This is a genomic window from Lactobacillus kefiranofaciens, assembly GCF_900103655.1.
Taxonomy (GTDB): Bacteria; Bacillota; Bacilli; order Lactobacillales; family Lactobacillaceae; genus Lactobacillus; species Lactobacillus kefiranofaciens.
In genome coordinates this window covers 25,298-41,293 of sequence record NZ_FMXC01000020.1, presented here as the reverse complement: position 1 = coordinate 41,293, position 15,996 = coordinate 25,298, and the positions used below count along the sequence as shown (strand labels likewise).

Here is a 15,996-nt window from a genome sequence, read left to right as displayed (position 1 = left end):
AAAAGCATCAGTTCATGATGCCAGGGAGACAGTTGAACTGATGGAAAATACCCATCCATCTAATTACTATCTTCTTGGCGACGAAGGCTATTTAGGCAAAGAACTGCATCAACAGCTAAAACAAATGGGTTATGAACTTTGGACACCATATCGTAAAAATATGACAGGAGCTAAAAAGCACAATGATCATCAATTGATGGCTATTCGCAGAACAATTGAAAGCGACTTTTCGCTTCTGACCTATTACAATGCCGAGAACAATCGAGCACGTAGTCTGATAGGCTTTCAAAGCCGGTTAGAAATTGCAATTTTAGCTTATAATTTGGCTTATTGTCTAGAACGATTTAACTAGCACCACGCGTATTATATTATACATATTAGCCTAAAAGTCACTTACTTATTTTTAACTAAAATGCTCTGATGGTTAATAATTTAACACAATAAAAAACAGGCTTTAAAGCCTGTTAAATCGCCATATTTAGCACTCTCAAATTTTACTCAAACACACTCTAAACACATGCATTTTATCTGTGTGTTTGAATTGTGTTAATTTCAAAAAAAGCCTTATTATTTCAAAGAATTTCACATTAGTTCAAAGTAACAAAAAAGCCTTTCAAATCAAGCTTTGTTGAACTTCTTTGAAAGACTTAAACGTATTTCTAATGCTGACTAGAAGGCTCGAACTTCCGACCTCCTCATTACTAGTGAGGTGCTCTGCCAACTGAGCTAAGTCAGCAACTCTGTGTTGCTTCATCAACAACAGTATTTATTAAACCATATGAACTAGACTTGTGCAAGTCTTTTTGCAAAAAAAGTTAAAAAAGTTTGGAAAACTGTCAAATCAACTTATTTACGTTAGAATTATAATGTAACATTTATAGATTATCCAAATAAGGAGTGATTTGATGCAGACATTAGCTCCAATTTCTACTGAATTGGATTGGCTACTTAGAATTGTTGTTGCCGCCCTCTGTGGTGGCGTGATTGGTTACGAACGGGCAATTCAGAGAAAAAGCGCCGGTATCCGAACCCACATTGTAGTAGCGATTGCATCCGCACTTTTTATGATTGTTTCTAAGTACGGCTTCAATGACATATTGAACATGCGAGATATCGCGCTGGACCCATCAAGAATCGCCGCCCAGATCGTTACCGGTATTTCCTTTATCGGTGCCGGCACGATTTTGGTGAGAAAAGAACAAATTTCTGGTCTAACTACAGCTGCCGGCGTCTGGGCCACTGCCGCAATCGGGATGGCCATCGGTGCTGGGATGTACTTCATGGGCATTCTTTCAACGGCTCTGCTTTTCTTAATCCAGATGCTCTTCCACGATGATATGATCATTAGCAAGATTACCCCGCACATTCGCTTCAACATCCAGATTGAAGCCGCGAATACACCACGGATTCTTTCTCGTATTCAAAAAGAATTAGAGAACAGTCATGTTGAGAATATCTCAATTAAGATTCTCGATGTTAGTGAAAAATGGATTGTATTCTATGTAGACGGCGTAATCAATAATAAGCTTGATGAAAATAAGATCATCATGTCTTTAAGAAAGTACCCTGATATCGATCGAATCAGTTACACGCGTGGCGGTAGATCGAACGGCTAAGGGACACAACTTTAAAAGAAGTAGCGGAAAAGCTACGCATCTTACCTTCATTTCAGGTTCAAATGCAAGATTTAGCCGGCTCACAAGTCTTGCTTTTACCTCAAAGTCCTCGTTTAGGCGAACTCCAGATTTTAAACTGGACCAATCGCTTAGAGACAGATCCTTATCCTCTTCAATTTACCGCGGCCACTTTTCGCTTAACTGCCGATACGATCATCATTGTCTACCGCGGTACTGACAGCTCATTGATCGGTTGGAATGAAGACATGAACATGAACTATATGCCTAAGGCCTACGGTCAAGACGTGGCGGCTGATTACCTGAGAGAAATCGCACAAAAATATCCTAATGACAAAATCTACTTAGCTGGTCACTCTAAAGGTGGCAACTATGCCGAATATGCATTAAGCGTGGCTGAACCGGAGTTGCAAGACCGCATCATTCGTGCACTCAGTTTTGACGGACCCGGATTTTTTCACCAGGTCTGGAAGGCCCCCGGCTTCGTGCGCGCTGAAGCCAAGATGAAGACTTATCTGCCAGAAAGCTCTATCATCGGTACCATGCTGGATCATCCTGAACGCGTAATTATTGTTAAAAGCACGGCACCAATGGTACAGCAACACGATCCGCGCAGATGGAGCGTGGGTCGAGATAGCTTCGTTTTAGCTGATAGTTTATCTTCAGGAGCTCGTTCTTTGCGTCATTCCTTTATTGATTTTAACCATACTATTCCTGATAAGCAGCGCGGTGAATTATGGGACGCACTTTTTCAAGCCTTCGATGAATTGAACATTACCGATGTCTTTCAAATCACTGCGCACAAATTATTGGGTACCGTTCGCTTCAGCCGAGTAATTATGTCGCTGCCACCGGAAACGCGAAAATACTTTTTGCATATGCTCGGCGAAATTATCAACGCCATTCGTGGCAACATTAGTTTGCCATTTTCTGAGACGGATTTTGCCATGTATCCCAAGAGCAATGATTCAAAGAAGGCACCGATTTTCTTTGAATTTTATGACACTACGGTGCCAAGCATTTTGCCTGACGAGATCAAAAGACGATTTATAGCAGAAAAAGAAGCAGAGAAAAAGAAGTAAAGTTTCACATGAAACACAAAAAGGACACATTGCGTGCCCTTTTTTATTATTCAATTTTAGTTCTTAGTCAGTTCTTCTATTGAGCATCCATAATACGAATGAAACAACCAGCACTAAAATAATTGCTCCTAGCAGCGATGGCACGATTGCCATACCTGCTACGTTTGGTCCCCATTCGCCAAAGATTGCTTGACCAAGAGATGAGCCGATTAAACCAGCTAAAATATTAGCAAGCCAACCCATTGCACCGCCTCTGCCAGTGGTAGCACCAGCAATAGCGCCAATAATAGCTCCTACAATTAAAACCCAAATCCAGTGTAACATGAGTATCACCTTTTTTCTTTCTAATAGCTCTGTTAGTTTGTCAATGTTTTAATGTTCAAGATCTTCCTTCAGCCTCTTAGCCTTATCTTTGATCTTGCCTTTTGCCTGTTGAGCTTTGCCTTGGGCTTCGCGAATCTTGTCGCCGGTAACCTTACCTTCGACTTCTTTCACTTTGCCGACAACTTTGTCTTTTAAGCCATTATCTGTCTTATTCATTGTCATGATCCCTTTCTATAATTCAGATAAATCTATTAGCTTTATATAGTCTATACTACAGGATTAAGTCAAAAAAGGATATAAAAAAAGACTCCCTTACGTCTTTCTTAATAAGTGGAGTCTTTCTATTATATACTTAGTTAGTTCTTATATATCTTTACTTAAGCAAATTCTTAGCAAGCTCAAAGTCGCCCAAGGTAGCAGATCCGTTGTGAGCAACGGCTGGACGTACGATCAGGTCATTCAAATCTGGGATTGCTACATAGTTATTGTTGAATTTATTGAAAAATTCTCTTACCTTAACCAGATCATCTTCGTTTAAAACTGAACCACCAACAATCATTACATCAGGACGTGCTGCCATGTAAACATTAAAAAGCATTTGAGCAATGTAATATGCGGAGTAAGTGAAGACCTTGTTGTCGCGAGATAATTTTTCACCAGGGATACCAGTTCTGCCTTCAAGACTTGGACCCGCAGCCATTCCTTCAACACAAGCATCATTGTGGAATGGACAAGCACCCTTGTAGTCATCGCCAGGGTAGCGACGCACTAACATGTGGCCCATCTCAGGGTGATGGTTTAGACCTAAAAGCTTGCCTGCTTGTACAATCCCGGCACTTACGCCAGTACCAACAGTTGCGTAGAAGTAGCTCTTAGAATCATCGCGGCCGCGGGCAACATATTCACCGTAGCAAGATGCATTAACGTCGGTAGTCATTACTACAGGAATGCCGAGTTCTTTTTCAAAGAAACCTTTGACATTAGTCCCAGACCAGCCTGGCTTTGGAGTGTCCAAAATATAACCAAAAGTACGAGACTTAGGGTTGATGTCAATGGGACCAAAGGTACCGATGCCTAATGCATCTACCGGGTGCTTTTTAAAGAAGTCTGCAGACTTTTGCAAGGTTTCCTTATTGGTGGTAGTAGGAATTCTGTCGCGGGCAACTTCCTTGCCACTTTCCACATCTTGTACTGCTACAATAAATTTGGTACCGCCGGCTTCAATACTGCCGACATATTTCTTTTCTGCCATATTCTCATCCTTTTCTTGTAAGTTTCTTTCTCCAAATAGTTTTTGTGCTGCACTTATTATAAAGAAAAAAGTCCTTAGGTGTAAGGGCTTTTATGTGTATGTAACTAGATTTGTTTACTTATAATTTATTTTGTTTCATCCGCAACTTCTTTTGACTTAATATCTTTAACAGGTTGACCATTTTCATCAAAATAATCATCGAGGTCGCGGCACCAGATCATCGCCATTGTACCTTTGCCCACGTGTACACCGACCACTGGGCCAATGATGCTGTTATCAAACTTATACTTCGGAGACTTGGCACTATAGTCTTCAACCCATTTTTTCTTTTGCTCTGGATCAAGCGAATCAAAGATCGTGCATTGAATCTCATAGGGCATGTTCTTAGTCAGATTATCAAAGTCATCTTGAATATGCTTATAAGCTCGCTTAGTTTGGCGTTCCTTGGCAATTGCAGAGATATGACCTTCTCCCTGCACGTCAATTGATAAAATTGGCTTAATCTTGAACAAGGTTCCAACAAAGCTAGCGGCATTAGATAAGCGGCCAGTGCGTTTCAAGTGACTCAAATCATCTACCATAAAGCGCACATCCATCGTTTTTTGCAAATCGATAAGATCATGCATAATCAGATCTACGTCCGCTCCTGCCTCAACTAGTCGCCCTGCTAGCATCGCAAAATCTGCTTCGCCAGCACATGTAATCTTGCTATCAAATGGGTGAATCTTAATTCTGTTTTCTTCTCTAGCCACGCTCATCACAGTAGAGTAATAGCTTGAAAGTCCACTAGAAATGCTAACAATAATCACATCGGTGTAACCTTGATCAACATACTCATCAATTTTCTTTTTTAAGTCACCAATTGCTGGTTGAGAAGTAGTAGGCAAATTGGTTGCTTGAGCTAGTTTTTGATAAAACTCCTCATAGCCAATATCGATCAAATCGCGATAAGTTTTACCGTCCCAGATAATTGGAATTGGCAAAACATCGATCTGGTATTTTTCTTGTTGCTCTTTGGTTAAGTAAGCCGAACTATCTGTTAAAACGGCAATCTTCATAAATAAGTCCCCCTTCGATCGTTATACCTATTCTACTTGATAGTTAGTAAAGAAAAAAGAGGATTGCAAAAACCACTTTCTAGAATAGATCTAAAAAGTGGCTTTTAACTTCAAATCAGTTTTTTATTTGTTATTAGTGCCGGTAGCCTTGTTGACAATCTTTTGGTATTCACGCAAGCCATCAAAGTCTGAATCCTTAGCATCAACATAACCGTAGTGGTTGTAGATACTTTCAATAATCTTGTTGCCTTTCTTCGACTTAGCGATATTCTTAAATGCCTTAGCTAACTTCTTTCTGAATTTTTCAGGCATATCTTTTCTAACCGCAATAGTGTCATTAGGGATCCACTGGGTGAAGTAGATTGGCACAACGTCCGTCATTGCCTTCTTGTCATCCTTAGCAGCAATATTACGTGCATCAGAGAAGACAAATGCGGCATCGACATCACCGTTTAAGACTGAAAGAACTTCCTGATCGTCACCCTTAATGTTGACGAGCTTGCAGTCTTTGGTGACATTCAAACCCTTCTTGTAAAGTTCCGCAACTGGGTAAACATAACCGGATGCAGAACTTGGATCGTCGATGGCAATCTTTTTGCCCTTTAGATCTTTCCAGGACTTAATCTTTGAGCCCTTCTTAACAACGATCATGCCGCGATATTTGTGCATTAAAGTATGGTTCATCTTGCCTGATGGTTCATCGTAGCCGTAACGTTCTGCTTGCAAAAGCACATCTGCAATCCCACGCTTATGCGCCAAAATATATGAATATGGTGGCATGAAACCAACGTCTACCTTCTTAGATGACATTGCTTCAACTAGACCACTATAGTCGGTAGAGACCGTGACGTGGACTGGAATATGAAGTTGCTTTTGGAGCAGCGTACCTAATGGCTTGGCTTTGGCTTCCATCTTGTTGGCTTGCGTACTTGGTACGAATTCAACATTCAATTCTTTAGGTTCATTTGATGAAGATGAACTCTTCTTATTGTTTGAACATGCGGCAAGCGAAACGGTAGCTAACACTGCCAACGCACCAACTAATACTTTTTTGAATTTCACCACTTATTTTCCCTCCATAAGTATATTCGTGAATTACATTTTATACTAATAGGTATAGCAGAAAAATTGGTATTATTCAATATAAAATACAAACAATTATAATTATTTTTGCTTTAAATATTCATATATACTGGATTGATAAATAAAAAATAATTTTATTGCTTATAATGATCAATATAGATTAGAAAGGATTTTTTATGACTATAGGACAAGCATTACACAAAATTAGATAAGAATTATATCTTACTCAAAAACAAATGGCGGCTGACATTGTCACTCGTCCTTTTTATGCCAAAGTTGAAGCAGGAAAAAGCAGAATTAGTGCAGACAAATTAGCAAAAATTCTTTTTGAATATGATGTTGATGTCGCTTACTTTTATCAACTATTACGACCAACCTATATTTCAAAGCAAAAAAAGATCGAATCAAATTTAAATAGTAAAATGGAACAAGCTTTTAATAGAGGAAAAATTGACGAAATAGAATCATGCTACCAAGAAATTTTATCGCAGTCTCATTCCAAAATTTTGAAATTGAGAGCCATGATATCCGTAGCTAATCTAAAAGACGAATTAAAGCAAGTTGATCCTCAAATAAAAGCAGATTTACTCGTTGAATTTAATGACGAGCAAAATTGGATGACTAATCCTGAATCACTACGTCTCTTCACGAATACAATGCCATTATGGCATCAAGAAAGCTTAGCATTTTTCATCAATAGACTACTTGCTAGAGCTAAAAATAATAAAAATCCTTCTGAATTAGAGCAAGAAAGATATCTACGTATTTTCGAAAATTATTTATCCATCTGCTATGATAGAAAACTTACCCCAAAACAATTTCAAACAGCACATATTAAAGAAATAATCGACTTCATTATGGATTCGAAACCTACTATTCATTTTTTACTTTATAAAATTGCCTGCCTATACTTAAAAAACTTACTTTCAGGTAACCGAGAAGGCGCACAGAATATTAGAAATGAAATGAAAAAATATGGTTACGAGGATTTAATTCAAACTTGGCCAAAATAATTTGTACACTATATGATACAAAGATAATTTATTCAAAACATTGGGAGTAGTATTTAAGCATGTAGTAATAAGAAAGGAGGTTGCACAGTAATGTGGTGGCAATTACCTATTCTCATCCCAGCTGAGAACTAAAAGCTTTGAAAACTATCAGGAAGATAATTAATTATGTTAAAAATCAAACAAAGCACATTATTAATTTTATTAGTAGTATTTGCCACTATTGCAATAGTGGCAACTGTCGTATTAAAGGAAAATGTCATTAACTCTGACCATTGGCTTTTGGGTGTTCCAATTAGATGGACCATTCCCTATTTAACTTGGTCTTAGTTTCATAATTGTTAGGAGTGATCTTGTGAATGAAAAAACAGTACTAGCAATATTAAAAAATAGAAAAAGAAATAGGTTTTTTCTAACACTAGAAGGAATCTACGCAATTATCTTATTATTTTCCGTTTTGTTTTGCTTTCCACTATTTATTTTGGAATTAAAAATTCAATTTATTTTAATTTCAACTTTTTATCTAATTAACTGGATAATAATAAAATTTCACAAACACTCTTAGATTAAACTTTCAAAAAGATTTGCAGTAATTTTTTATTGCAAGTCTTTTTATTTTCATATCAAAAAAGGCGTTCATTTTACTGAACACCCCTAAATATTTAATTACCATTCGGATCATCATGCGCATAATCCAGATTTGAGAATCGGTTAAACGGCTTAGAGAACATCAATTTAACAGTGCCCCGACTACCTGAACGGTTCTTTTCGATAATGACTTCCACTTCGCCATTATCGTCTTCGGCACCTACTTCATCTTGACTGCCACTATTTTCACCGTCTTCTGGCTCATCACGATAATAGTCATCACGATATAAGAAGGAGACGATATCGGCATCCTGTTCAATTGATCCAGATTCACGAATATCGGACAATACAGGCCGTTTATCTTGTCTCTGCTCTACTGACCGTGATAACTGAGAAAGGGCAATAACGGGCACGTGAAGTTCCTTAGCCAGCTTCTTTAACTGACGCGAAATTGCGGAAACTTCTTGCTGCCGTGATTCGCTTCTTGGTCCTTCAATCAGCTGCAAGTAGTCGATTACGATCAAGCCTAAATTGCCCTTTTCCTTAGCCAACCGCCGCGATTTTGCTCGGATCTCACTCATCTTAATTCCTGGCGTATCATCAATAAAAATACTGGTATTAGCTAACGACCCAGCTGCAACAACCAACTTTTTCCACTCATCTTCATCTAGTTGACCAGTCCGCAAGTGCTGAGAATCAATTAGCCCTTCAGAGGCCAGCATTCTCTGCACCAACTGCTCGCCACTCATTTCTAGAGAAAACATGGCTACTGTATTTTCAGTATGCAGCCCTACATATTGCGCCACATTTAGCGCAAATGAAGTCTTACCTACACCAGGACGAGCCGCGATAATAATCAGTTCATCATCATGAAATCCGGTAGTCATCTTATCCAGTTCAGTAAAGCCCGTTGCTAACCCGGTAACTGCATTGCCATCATTAGGGATACTGTTGATCTCGCTTAATGTAGAATTAACGACATCCTTGATCGTCCTGAAGCCACCTGTATTATTTTCAGAAGAGACATTCATGATCTCGCTTTCGGCGTCATCAAGAATATCAGTCACATCATCTGAACCGTCTATTGCCGTGGAAATAATTTTTTGACTGGCAGAAATTAATCTCCTAAGCAAAGCCTTTCTGTGCACAATCTGTGCATAATATGTTACATGCGCCGCCGTTGGCGTGGCCATGGCTAATTCTGAAACATAGCCAATCCCACCAATATCATCTAACTGATTACGCTTTTTTAATTCATCCTGCAGAGTCAGCGGATCAATTGCATCCCCGCGATCAGACAATTCCAGCATTGCTTGAAAGACAATCTGATTAGCCCGCTCATAAAAATCTTCCGGCTGAACTACCGCACTAGCATCGGCAATTGCTTCTGGATCGATAAAAATCGCACCCAGAACAGCTTTTTCAGCATCAGAATCATGCGGAATTTGTTGAGAAACGATATTATCCATCAATCACAACCACTTTTTTAATTAAATTAATCTTGTTCAGTAACGTGAACACGAATAGTTGCTTCAACGCCCTTGAACAACTTAGCGTGAACGTTGGTGTAGCCTAATGTCTTAATTGGTTCAGGCAAGTTAAGCTTACGCTTATCAACCTTAATGCCGTATTGCTTCTCAAGGCCTTCAACAATCTTCTTGCTAGAGATTGAGCCAAATAAACGTGAGTCAGTACCAGCCTTTGACTTGAAGTTAACGATTGTCTCGTCTTTTTCGAGTTCTGCCTTGATCTTCTCGGCTTCAGCTTTTTCAGCTTCATAAGCGGCCTTTTCATTAGCTTCTACACGCTTCAAGGTGTTCATATTGACCTTAGTGGCTGCCTTAGCTAAACCACGCTTGATCAAGTAGTTTTGTGCATAACCATCTGGCACGTTCTTAACTTGTCCACGCTTGCCGCGACCTCTAACGTCTTGTGTAAAAATAACCTTCATATTTCTTTTCCTCCTAATCGTTTTCTTGTTCATATTCATCAATTGCCTGCAGCAATTTTGCTCTCGCTTCTTCAATAGTAACATCTTTGATCTGCGTTGCCGCATTAGAAAGATGTCCACCACCGCCAAGCTTTTCCATGATAATCTGGACGTTGATCTTGCCCATTGACCGCGCTGAGATACCAATTGTATCAGAGCTGCGCCGCGTAATGGCAAAACTGGCACCCACATTTTCCAAATCAAGCGCCGTATCAGCAGCCTGGGCGGTAATAATCGGATCAATGATCTTATTATCCGGTCCACATAAAACGGCCATATGAGGTTTGACCATCTTCAATGTAGCTACCAAATGCGTCTTTTCAAGGAAGCTGTCGATATCTTCTTTTAAGAGCAGGCTGACCACAGCTGAATCAGCTCCAATCGAGCGCAAGTAGCTAGCCGCATCGAATGTTCTGGTACCAGTTCTAAGTGAAAATTCCTTCGAGTCAACCACAATCCCAGCCAGCATCGCCGTGGCTTCTAGGTCAGTTAATACCCGCTTGCCATTAGCTGGCTGTTGATACTCAATCATTTCCGTAACTAATTCACAGGCTGAGGAAGCGTACGGCTCCACATACGTCAGCATTGGATTCTCCGGGAATTCTTCACCTCGTCTGTGGTGGTCAATTACGATAATCCGATTTTTCAACCGCTCGTACAATTTCTGCGAATAAGTAATGGAATATTTAGAGTGGTCCACCATGACCAGCATCGACTTATCCGATACTTCCGCTAACGCAACCTCAGGATCGATAAAAATATCCTTATCCTGATTTTTCTGCTGCATTCGGGTAACTAACCGGCCAACATCATAATTCGTCTTGTTAGTGTCCAAGACAAAATTAGCTTTCACGCCATGCAGACGCGCCAATTTTACCATTCCGATTCCGCTACCAACTGAGTCCATATCGGGACGCTGATGCCCTACAACGAAGACGCGATCGGCATCCTTGAACAATTCGCTAACTGCTTGTGAAACCATTCGAGCTCTGACTCGAGTTCGTTTTTCCATCGGATTGGACTTACCGCCATAAAAGCGAGCATCCTTGCCCGGCTGACGCAAAACTACCTGGTCGCCGCCTCGACCTAAGGCCAAATCCAAGTTAGACTGCGCCTGGTTGGCAATCTCCGACAAGGAGTCGCTACCAAAGGCAATACCCATGGATAAGGTAAGCGGCGTGTTATTACGACTCGTTTCTTGACGAACTTTATCCAAGACGGAAAACTTATCTTTTTCCATCTCAGCTAGATCCTGCATATGCACTAAGATCAAAAAATGGTCTTCATCAATTCGCTTCAGATAAGCCTTAAATTTCTTAGCATAATTACTCAACGTGTTTTGCACATACGAACTCATGCTAGTCAATTCTTGGTCATGCATTGTTTCACTTAACTCATCGTAATTATCGATAAAGATCTGCCCAATAGCCAGACGCTCTGCCTTGTATTTATCCTCAATTTTGGCATAGCGCGTAATATCCAATAAATAAATGACGCCCAAGTCATCTTGAACTACCATCTCAAAGCGGTGGCCGTCCCAGTCAACAAGGTGATTTTCTGAAGTTTTAGCTGCCAGTACCTCATTAAGCAATTTGTTTAAATTAGGGTCAACTGCCTCAATAGTATGGCCAACCAGATCATCATCTTTTAAATAAAGCTGCAAGTAAGGGTTCACCCACTGAATTTGGTGATCTGAGTCATACAATAAGATCCCCAATGGCATCTTAATCATGGCTTCTTGCTCACTACGCTTTATCCTGTAAGACAGGTTAACTGCAAAGTTGGTTGTATTGCCTGCTAAGATATAGGTTCCATAAATTGCAAATGCTACAGTTAAAATGAAAATTAACACCATAGCTAAACCGAATAACGGATTCATGATCATCGCGATAATGCTGCCCAGCAAAGACAGCGCTAAGATTATCGCTACAGAAGCCGTTAATCTGGAATCCTTGATAAATTCAGGCAATACTAGCTTGTGTATAAAATCTTTCATGAAGATCCTTCCTATTACAAGGTGAAATACATCAGTTTCAATTATACCTTATAACGTGCTGGGATTGAAAAAGTAGATACGAAAAAAGGACAGAACTTAATGTCCTGTCCCTTGGTTAAATTCGATCTAAATTAGCCTTCAGCAACGAATGGCAATAAGCCCATGATACGAGCTCTCTTAATTGCATTAGCTACTTTACGTTGGTTCTTAGCACTAGTGCCAGTAACACGACGTGGTAAAATCTTACCTCTTTCTGAGATAAAACGTTTCAACAGATCGACATCTTTGTAGTCAACGTAGTCGATGTGGTTAGCTGCAATGTAGTCAACCTTACGACGACGACGGCCACCTCTTCTTTGTTGAGCCATGTTCTAGAATCCTTTCTTAATTAAATTAGAATGGAAGATCATCATCAGAAATATCAATCGTATCGCCAGAACCAGCAAATGGATCTTGCGCCTTATGTTGTTGATTGTTATTATTCTGTGGATTATTATTTTGCGATCCACCATTATTTTGGAAATTATTAGTGCTTGGTGCACCATTATTATTTCCAGTATTCGGTGTGTAACCACCATTTTGACCGCGGGCTTCACGATCCTTGCGTGATTCGAGCAATGAGAAGTTATCAACAATAACTTCGGTGACATATACTCGTTGCCCATCTTTATTATCATAACTTCTGGTCTGAATTCGGCCATCAATACCAACTAGTGAACCCTTGGAAGTAAAGTTGCAGAAGTTCTCTGCGGCCTTTCTCCAAATTACACAGCTAATAAAGTCTGCGCCTCTCTCGCCTTGGCTATTCGTAAATTGACGGTCAACAGCAAGAGTAAACGTAGCAACCGAGATTCCACTCCCAGTAGTACGCAATTCAGGATCACGTGTTAAACGGCCAACAAGTACAACTCTATTAATCATACTTATGTACCTTCCTTTCCTAAATCACATATCATTCAAGATAATAAATTAAAAATTACTTATCTAACTTAACGGTCATTGAACGTAAGATGGCGTTGTCAATCTTGGACAAACGGCCAAATTCGTTAACTGCGTCAGCGTTGTCAGCAGTGAAAGTCATAATGTGATAAGTACCTTCACGATACTTTTCGATTTCATATGCGAAACGACGCTTGCCCCAGTCTTTGGATTCTACCATAGTACCACCGTTATCAGCGATAACCTTGTCGTAGTTTTCTACGAGGGCCTTCTTGCTGTCTTCATCGACATCAGGCTTGATAATGTAAGTTACTTCGTACTTTGTAGTTGCCATGACTATTGCACCTCCTTTTGGACTATATGGTTCTTGCTAAAATCAAGAACAAGGAGTAATTGAAAATATTACTCGCAATTTCTAATTCTAGCATATAAATAAAAAATTACCAAACAGTTTTTCACGTGATCCAAGTGTTTTTTACCACTCACTATTTATTACGCAAAAAAGTTTGATAATTTTTTCAAAAGTTCAAATTTTTTGTAAATTTAATTATTTACTCATTGTTTTCGTTGTCATCATCGCCAGTTTGATCTTGTTCTTCTTCAGTTGGAACAATAGTTAAGCTAGCAACTTGACTGCCCTTGTTGACTTTGATCAAACGTACACCCATGGTGCTTCTACCAGTTTGAGAAACATCCTTGGTGTGGAAGCGAATCATAATTCCATCCGTGGTAATGACCATAATGTCCTTACCCTTTTCAATTACAATTACGCCAGCCAGTGGACCGTTCTTTTCGGTGATATTGGCGGTCTTAATGCCTTTACCGCCACGACCTTTGACTGGATATTCAGCGGCAGAAGTACGTTTGCCGTAACCCTTTTCTGAAATTACCAATACCTGGTCATCACTGCCTAAGACGCCGGAACCAACAACATAGTCGTGTTCACGCAGGTTAATACCGCGAACACCGGCTGCAGTTCTACCCATAGCTCGGACATCATTTTCATTGAAAGTAACGGCATAGCCTAAATGAGTACCAATCAAGATATTCTGCTTACCGTCAGTAGTCAAAACATTGCTCAATTCATCCCCATCACGCAGGGTTAAAGCAATCAAACCACTATTTCTAATATTAGAAAATTTGCTGACGTGGGTGCGCTTGACCGTTCCCATCTTGGTAATGAAGAACAGATAATTGTCTTCTGCTCCTTCTGGAATATTGATTACAGTTTGAATCTTTTCACCCTTTTCCAGCTGGAGCAAGTTGACTACAGGCAATCCTTTAGCAGTTCTGCCATATTCAGGAATTTCATAGGCCTTCTTGGAATAAACCTTACCGGCATTGGTAAAGAACAAGAGCGTGTCATGCGTACTTGAATAAATCAAATGTTCAATAAAGTCGTCATCTTGTACGCCCATTCCTTTAATCCCTTTACCACCACGGTTTTGGGTCTTAAATTCTTGAATTGGCATTCTCTTGATGTAGCCATTATGCGTTACCGTTAGCAAAACGTTTTGCTTTTCGATTAAATCTTCATCCTCAATCGAAACGACCTCGCTAGCACCGATCTCGGTTCTACGTTTGTCGCCAAAACGCTTTTGAATATCAAGCAATTCATCATAGATGATTTGGTTGATTCTTTCTGGTTTAGCCAAAATATCCTTGTAATCTGCGATTTTAACTTGTAAGTCATGGTATTCTGCTTCAACCTTGTCACGTTCCAAACCTGTCAGACGAACAAGGCGCATGTCCAAAATAGCTTGAGACTGCTTATCATCAAGCCCGAAGCGACTAATTAAAGTTGCCTTGGCAATATCACTAGAATGACTGCTACGAATAATGTGGACAATTTCGTCAATATTGTCCAGCGCGATTCTTAAACCTTCCAGAATATGTGCTCTGGCTTCAGCCTTAGCCAATTCAAACTTGGTTCTGCGCGTTACTACGTCTTCTTGGTGATCCAAGTAGTATTGCAGCATTTGCTTCAAGGTTAAGAAGTGTGGCGCACCGTCAACGATGGCAACCATGTTCATGCCAAAATTGGCTTGCATTTGCGTTTGCTTGAACAAATTATTTAGCACCACGCTGGCACTGGCATCCCTACGAATGTCAATGGTGATCCGCATACCAGTCTGGTCAGATTCGTCCCGCACGCCGGTAATACCATCAATAATTTTCTCTCTGGCTAAATCCGCGATCTTTTTAACCAATTCAGCCTTGTTAACCATGTACGGAATTTCACTGACAATAATCCGTTCACGGCCGCTCTTTTCGGTTTCAATATTGGTTTTAGCGCGAACTACAATGTTGCCCTTTCCAGTTTCATAAGCACGGTAAATGCCACCGAGGCCCATAATAATACCACCGGTTGGGAAGTCTGGACCGGGGATAACTTTCATCAAATCCTTAGTTGTCGCATCCGGATTTTTCATCAACATGTGTAAACCGCTAATTACTTCAGTTAAGTTGTGCGGCGGAATATTGGTCGTCATCCCAACGGCAATACCATTTGCACCGTTAACCAACAGGTTAGGAATTCTAGCTGGCAAAACAACCGGTTCATTTTCGGTATCGTCGTAGTTTCTTTGCCAATCAATGGTGTTTTTGTTGATATCCCGCAACATTTCCACAGCGATTTTGCTCATTCTTGCTTCGGTATAACGCATTGCGGCTGGTTCATCCCCATCGACAGAACCAAAGTTGCCGTGCCCATCTACTAGCATGTAACGGTATGAGAAATCTTGAGCCATATGGGCCATAGCTAAGTAAATTGAGGAGTCGCCGTGTGGGTGAAATTTACCCATAACTTCCCCCACGATTCTAGCACTCTTCTTGTATGGCTTGTCAGGCGTAACGCCTAATTCACTCATTCCATAAAGAATACGACGCTGCACTGGCTTTAAGCCGTCACGAACATCAGGCAAAGCACGCGCAACAATAACTGACATCGCGTAGTCCAAAAAGGAGCTACGCATCATACTGGTCAGATCGACGTTTCTAATTCTACGATCTTGAGTTTGATTATCGTCCATCTAAAACC

Annotated in this window: 14 protein-coding genes, 1 tRNA gene and 3 pseudogenes; 5 read left to right on the top strand and 13 right to left on the bottom strand. The window is 40.2% G+C overall.

Translation table 11 applies throughout. The annotated features are described in order from the left end of the window. Positions 1-352, top strand: a pseudogene (locus BLP58_RS07930) (IS982-like element ISLh1 family transposase); the annotation flags it as partial. Between the two features lie 311 nt (positions 353-663). On the opposite strand, the gene BLP58_RS07925 reads toward BLP58_RS07930, so the two are convergent. After that, positions 664-736, bottom strand: a tRNA-Thr gene (locus BLP58_RS07925). A gap of 169 nt (positions 737-905) precedes the next feature. Between BLP58_RS07925 and BLP58_RS07920 the strand changes: the two genes are divergently transcribed. Further along, positions 906-1,616 (top strand): MgtC/SapB family protein, encoded by a 711-nt coding sequence (locus tag BLP58_RS07920; protein ID WP_013854909.1) that lies wholly within the window; start codon positions 906-908, stop codon positions 1,614-1,616. Continuing rightward, positions 1,600-2,716, top strand: a pseudogene (locus tag BLP58_RS07915) (DUF2974 domain-containing protein); the annotation flags it as partial. The gene BLP58_RS07920 and the pseudogene BLP58_RS07915, both read left to right, overlap by 17 nt. A 63-nt stretch (positions 2,717-2,779) precedes the next feature. Here BLP58_RS07915 and BLP58_RS07910 read toward each other — a convergent pair. The 5 genes from BLP58_RS07910 to BLP58_RS07890 form a co-directional block, all read right to left on the bottom strand. Further along, a complete protein-coding gene (locus tag BLP58_RS07910; protein WP_013854911.1) occupies positions 2,780-3,040 on the bottom strand; it encodes a GlsB/YeaQ/YmgE family stress response membrane protein in 261 nt (86 codons plus the stop codon). A gap of 48 nt (positions 3,041-3,088) precedes the next feature. Further along, positions 3,089-3,256, bottom strand: coding sequence for a CsbD family protein (locus BLP58_RS07905; RefSeq protein ID WP_074484260.1), 168 nt, complete (start codon positions 3,254-3,256; stop codon positions 3,089-3,091). 157 nt (positions 3,257-3,413) lie between these two features. Next, entirely contained in the window at positions 3,414-4,292 is an 879-nt protein-coding gene (locus BLP58_RS07900; RefSeq protein ID WP_013854913.1) for an ROK family protein, read from the bottom strand. A gap of 125 nt (positions 4,293-4,417) precedes the next feature. Beyond that, positions 4,418-5,350: a DegV family protein gene (locus BLP58_RS07895; protein ID WP_013854914.1), complete on the bottom strand. Its 933-nt coding sequence runs from the start codon at positions 5,348-5,350 to the stop codon at positions 4,418-4,420. 123 nt (positions 5,351-5,473) lie between these two features. After that, a complete protein-coding gene (locus tag BLP58_RS07890) occupies positions 5,474-6,412 on the bottom strand; it encodes a phosphate/phosphite/phosphonate ABC transporter substrate-binding protein (RefSeq protein WP_025084213.1) in 939 nt (312 codons plus the stop codon). 248 nt (positions 6,413-6,660) lie between these two features. Between BLP58_RS07890 and BLP58_RS07885 the strand changes: the two are divergent. Continuing rightward, positions 6,661-7,446, top strand: a pseudogene (locus BLP58_RS07885) (XRE family transcriptional regulator); the annotation flags it as partial. 165 nt (positions 7,447-7,611) lie between these two features. Further along, positions 7,612-7,773, top strand: a complete 162-nt coding sequence (locus BLP58_RS12140; RefSeq protein ID WP_013854917.1) for a hypothetical protein — start codon at positions 7,612-7,614, stop codon at positions 7,771-7,773. 332 nt (positions 7,774-8,105) lie between these two features. Here BLP58_RS12140 and dnaB read toward each other — a convergent pair whose 3' ends face one another. From dnaB to gyrA, 7 genes are all read right to left on the bottom strand, one after another. Then, a complete protein-coding gene (gene dnaB / locus BLP58_RS07875) occupies positions 8,106-9,500 on the bottom strand; it encodes a replicative DNA helicase (RefSeq protein WP_013854918.1) in 1,395 nt (464 codons plus the stop codon). 26 nt (positions 9,501-9,526) lie between these two features. Next, positions 9,527-9,982 (bottom strand): 50S ribosomal protein L9, encoded by a 456-nt coding sequence (gene rplI / locus BLP58_RS07870; RefSeq protein ID WP_013854919.1) that lies wholly within the window; start codon positions 9,980-9,982, stop codon positions 9,527-9,529. 13 nt (positions 9,983-9,995) lie between these two features. Further along, positions 9,996-12,017 (bottom strand): DHH family phosphoesterase, encoded by a 2,022-nt coding sequence (locus BLP58_RS07865; protein ID WP_013854920.1) that lies wholly within the window; start codon positions 12,015-12,017, stop codon positions 9,996-9,998. A gap of 131 nt (positions 12,018-12,148) precedes the next feature. After that, entirely contained in the window at positions 12,149-12,385 is a 237-nt protein-coding gene (rpsR, locus tag BLP58_RS07860) for a 30S ribosomal protein S18 (RefSeq protein ID WP_013854921.1), read from the bottom strand. Between the two features lie 25 nt (positions 12,386-12,410). Beyond that, positions 12,411-12,938, bottom strand: coding sequence for a single-stranded DNA-binding protein (ssb, locus tag BLP58_RS07855; RefSeq protein WP_013854922.1), 528 nt, complete (start codon positions 12,936-12,938; stop codon positions 12,411-12,413). 55 nt (positions 12,939-12,993) lie between these two features. Continuing rightward, entirely contained in the window at positions 12,994-13,290 is a 297-nt protein-coding gene (gene rpsF / locus BLP58_RS07850; RefSeq protein WP_013854923.1) for a 30S ribosomal protein S6, read from the bottom strand. Positions 13,291-13,507: 217 nt separating this feature from the next. After that, complete coding sequence (gene gyrA / locus BLP58_RS07845; protein WP_013854924.1) at positions 13,508-15,988, bottom strand: DNA gyrase subunit A; 2,481 nt, start codon at positions 15,986-15,988, stop codon at positions 13,508-13,510. Positions 15,989-15,996: the final 8 nt, after the last annotated feature.

Excerpts from the sequence above, each read along its gene's own strand:
- BLP58_RS07895 (WP_013854914.1), bottom strand. The coding sequence starts at position 5,350 with ATGAAGATTGCCGTTTTAACAGATAGTTCGGCTTACTTAACCAAAGAG.
- BLP58_RS07865 (WP_013854920.1), bottom strand. The coding sequence starts at position 12,017 with ATGAAAGATTTTATACACAAGCTAGTATTGCCTGAATTTATCAAGGAT.
- BLP58_RS07900 (WP_013854913.1), bottom strand. The coding sequence starts at position 4,292 with ATGGCAGAAAAGAAATATGTCGGCAGTATTGAAGCCGGCGGTACCAAA.
- gyrA (WP_013854924.1), bottom strand. The coding sequence starts at position 15,988 with ATGGACGATAATCAAACTCAAGATCGTAGAATTAGAAACGTCGATCTG.
- BLP58_RS07905 (WP_074484260.1), bottom strand. The coding sequence starts at position 3,256 with ATGAATAAGACAGATAATGGCTTAAAAGACAAAGTTGTCGGCAAAGTG.
- BLP58_RS07920 (WP_013854909.1), top strand. The coding sequence starts at position 906 with ATGCAGACATTAGCTCCAATTTCTACTGAATTGGATTGGCTACTTAGA.
- BLP58_RS12140 (WP_013854917.1), top strand. The coding sequence starts at position 7,612 with ATGTTAAAAATCAAACAAAGCACATTATTAATTTTATTAGTAGTATTT.
- rplI (WP_013854919.1), bottom strand. The coding sequence starts at position 9,982 with ATGAAGGTTATTTTTACACAAGACGTTAGAGGTCGCGGCAAGCGTGGA.
- ssb (WP_013854922.1), bottom strand. The coding sequence starts at position 12,938 with ATGATTAATAGAGTTGTACTTGTTGGCCGTTTAACACGTGATCCTGAA.
- BLP58_RS07910 (WP_013854911.1), bottom strand. The coding sequence starts at position 3,040 with ATGTTACACTGGATTTGGGTTTTAATTGTAGGAGCTATTATTGGCGCT.
- rpsR (WP_013854921.1), bottom strand. The coding sequence starts at position 12,385 with ATGGCTCAACAAAGAAGAGGTGGCCGTCGTCGTCGTAAGGTTGACTAC.
- dnaB (WP_013854918.1), bottom strand. The coding sequence starts at position 9,500 with ATGGATAATATCGTTTCTCAACAAATTCCGCATGATTCTGATGCTGAA.
- rpsF (WP_013854923.1), bottom strand. The coding sequence starts at position 13,290 with ATGGCAACTACAAAGTACGAAGTAACTTACATTATCAAGCCTGATGTC.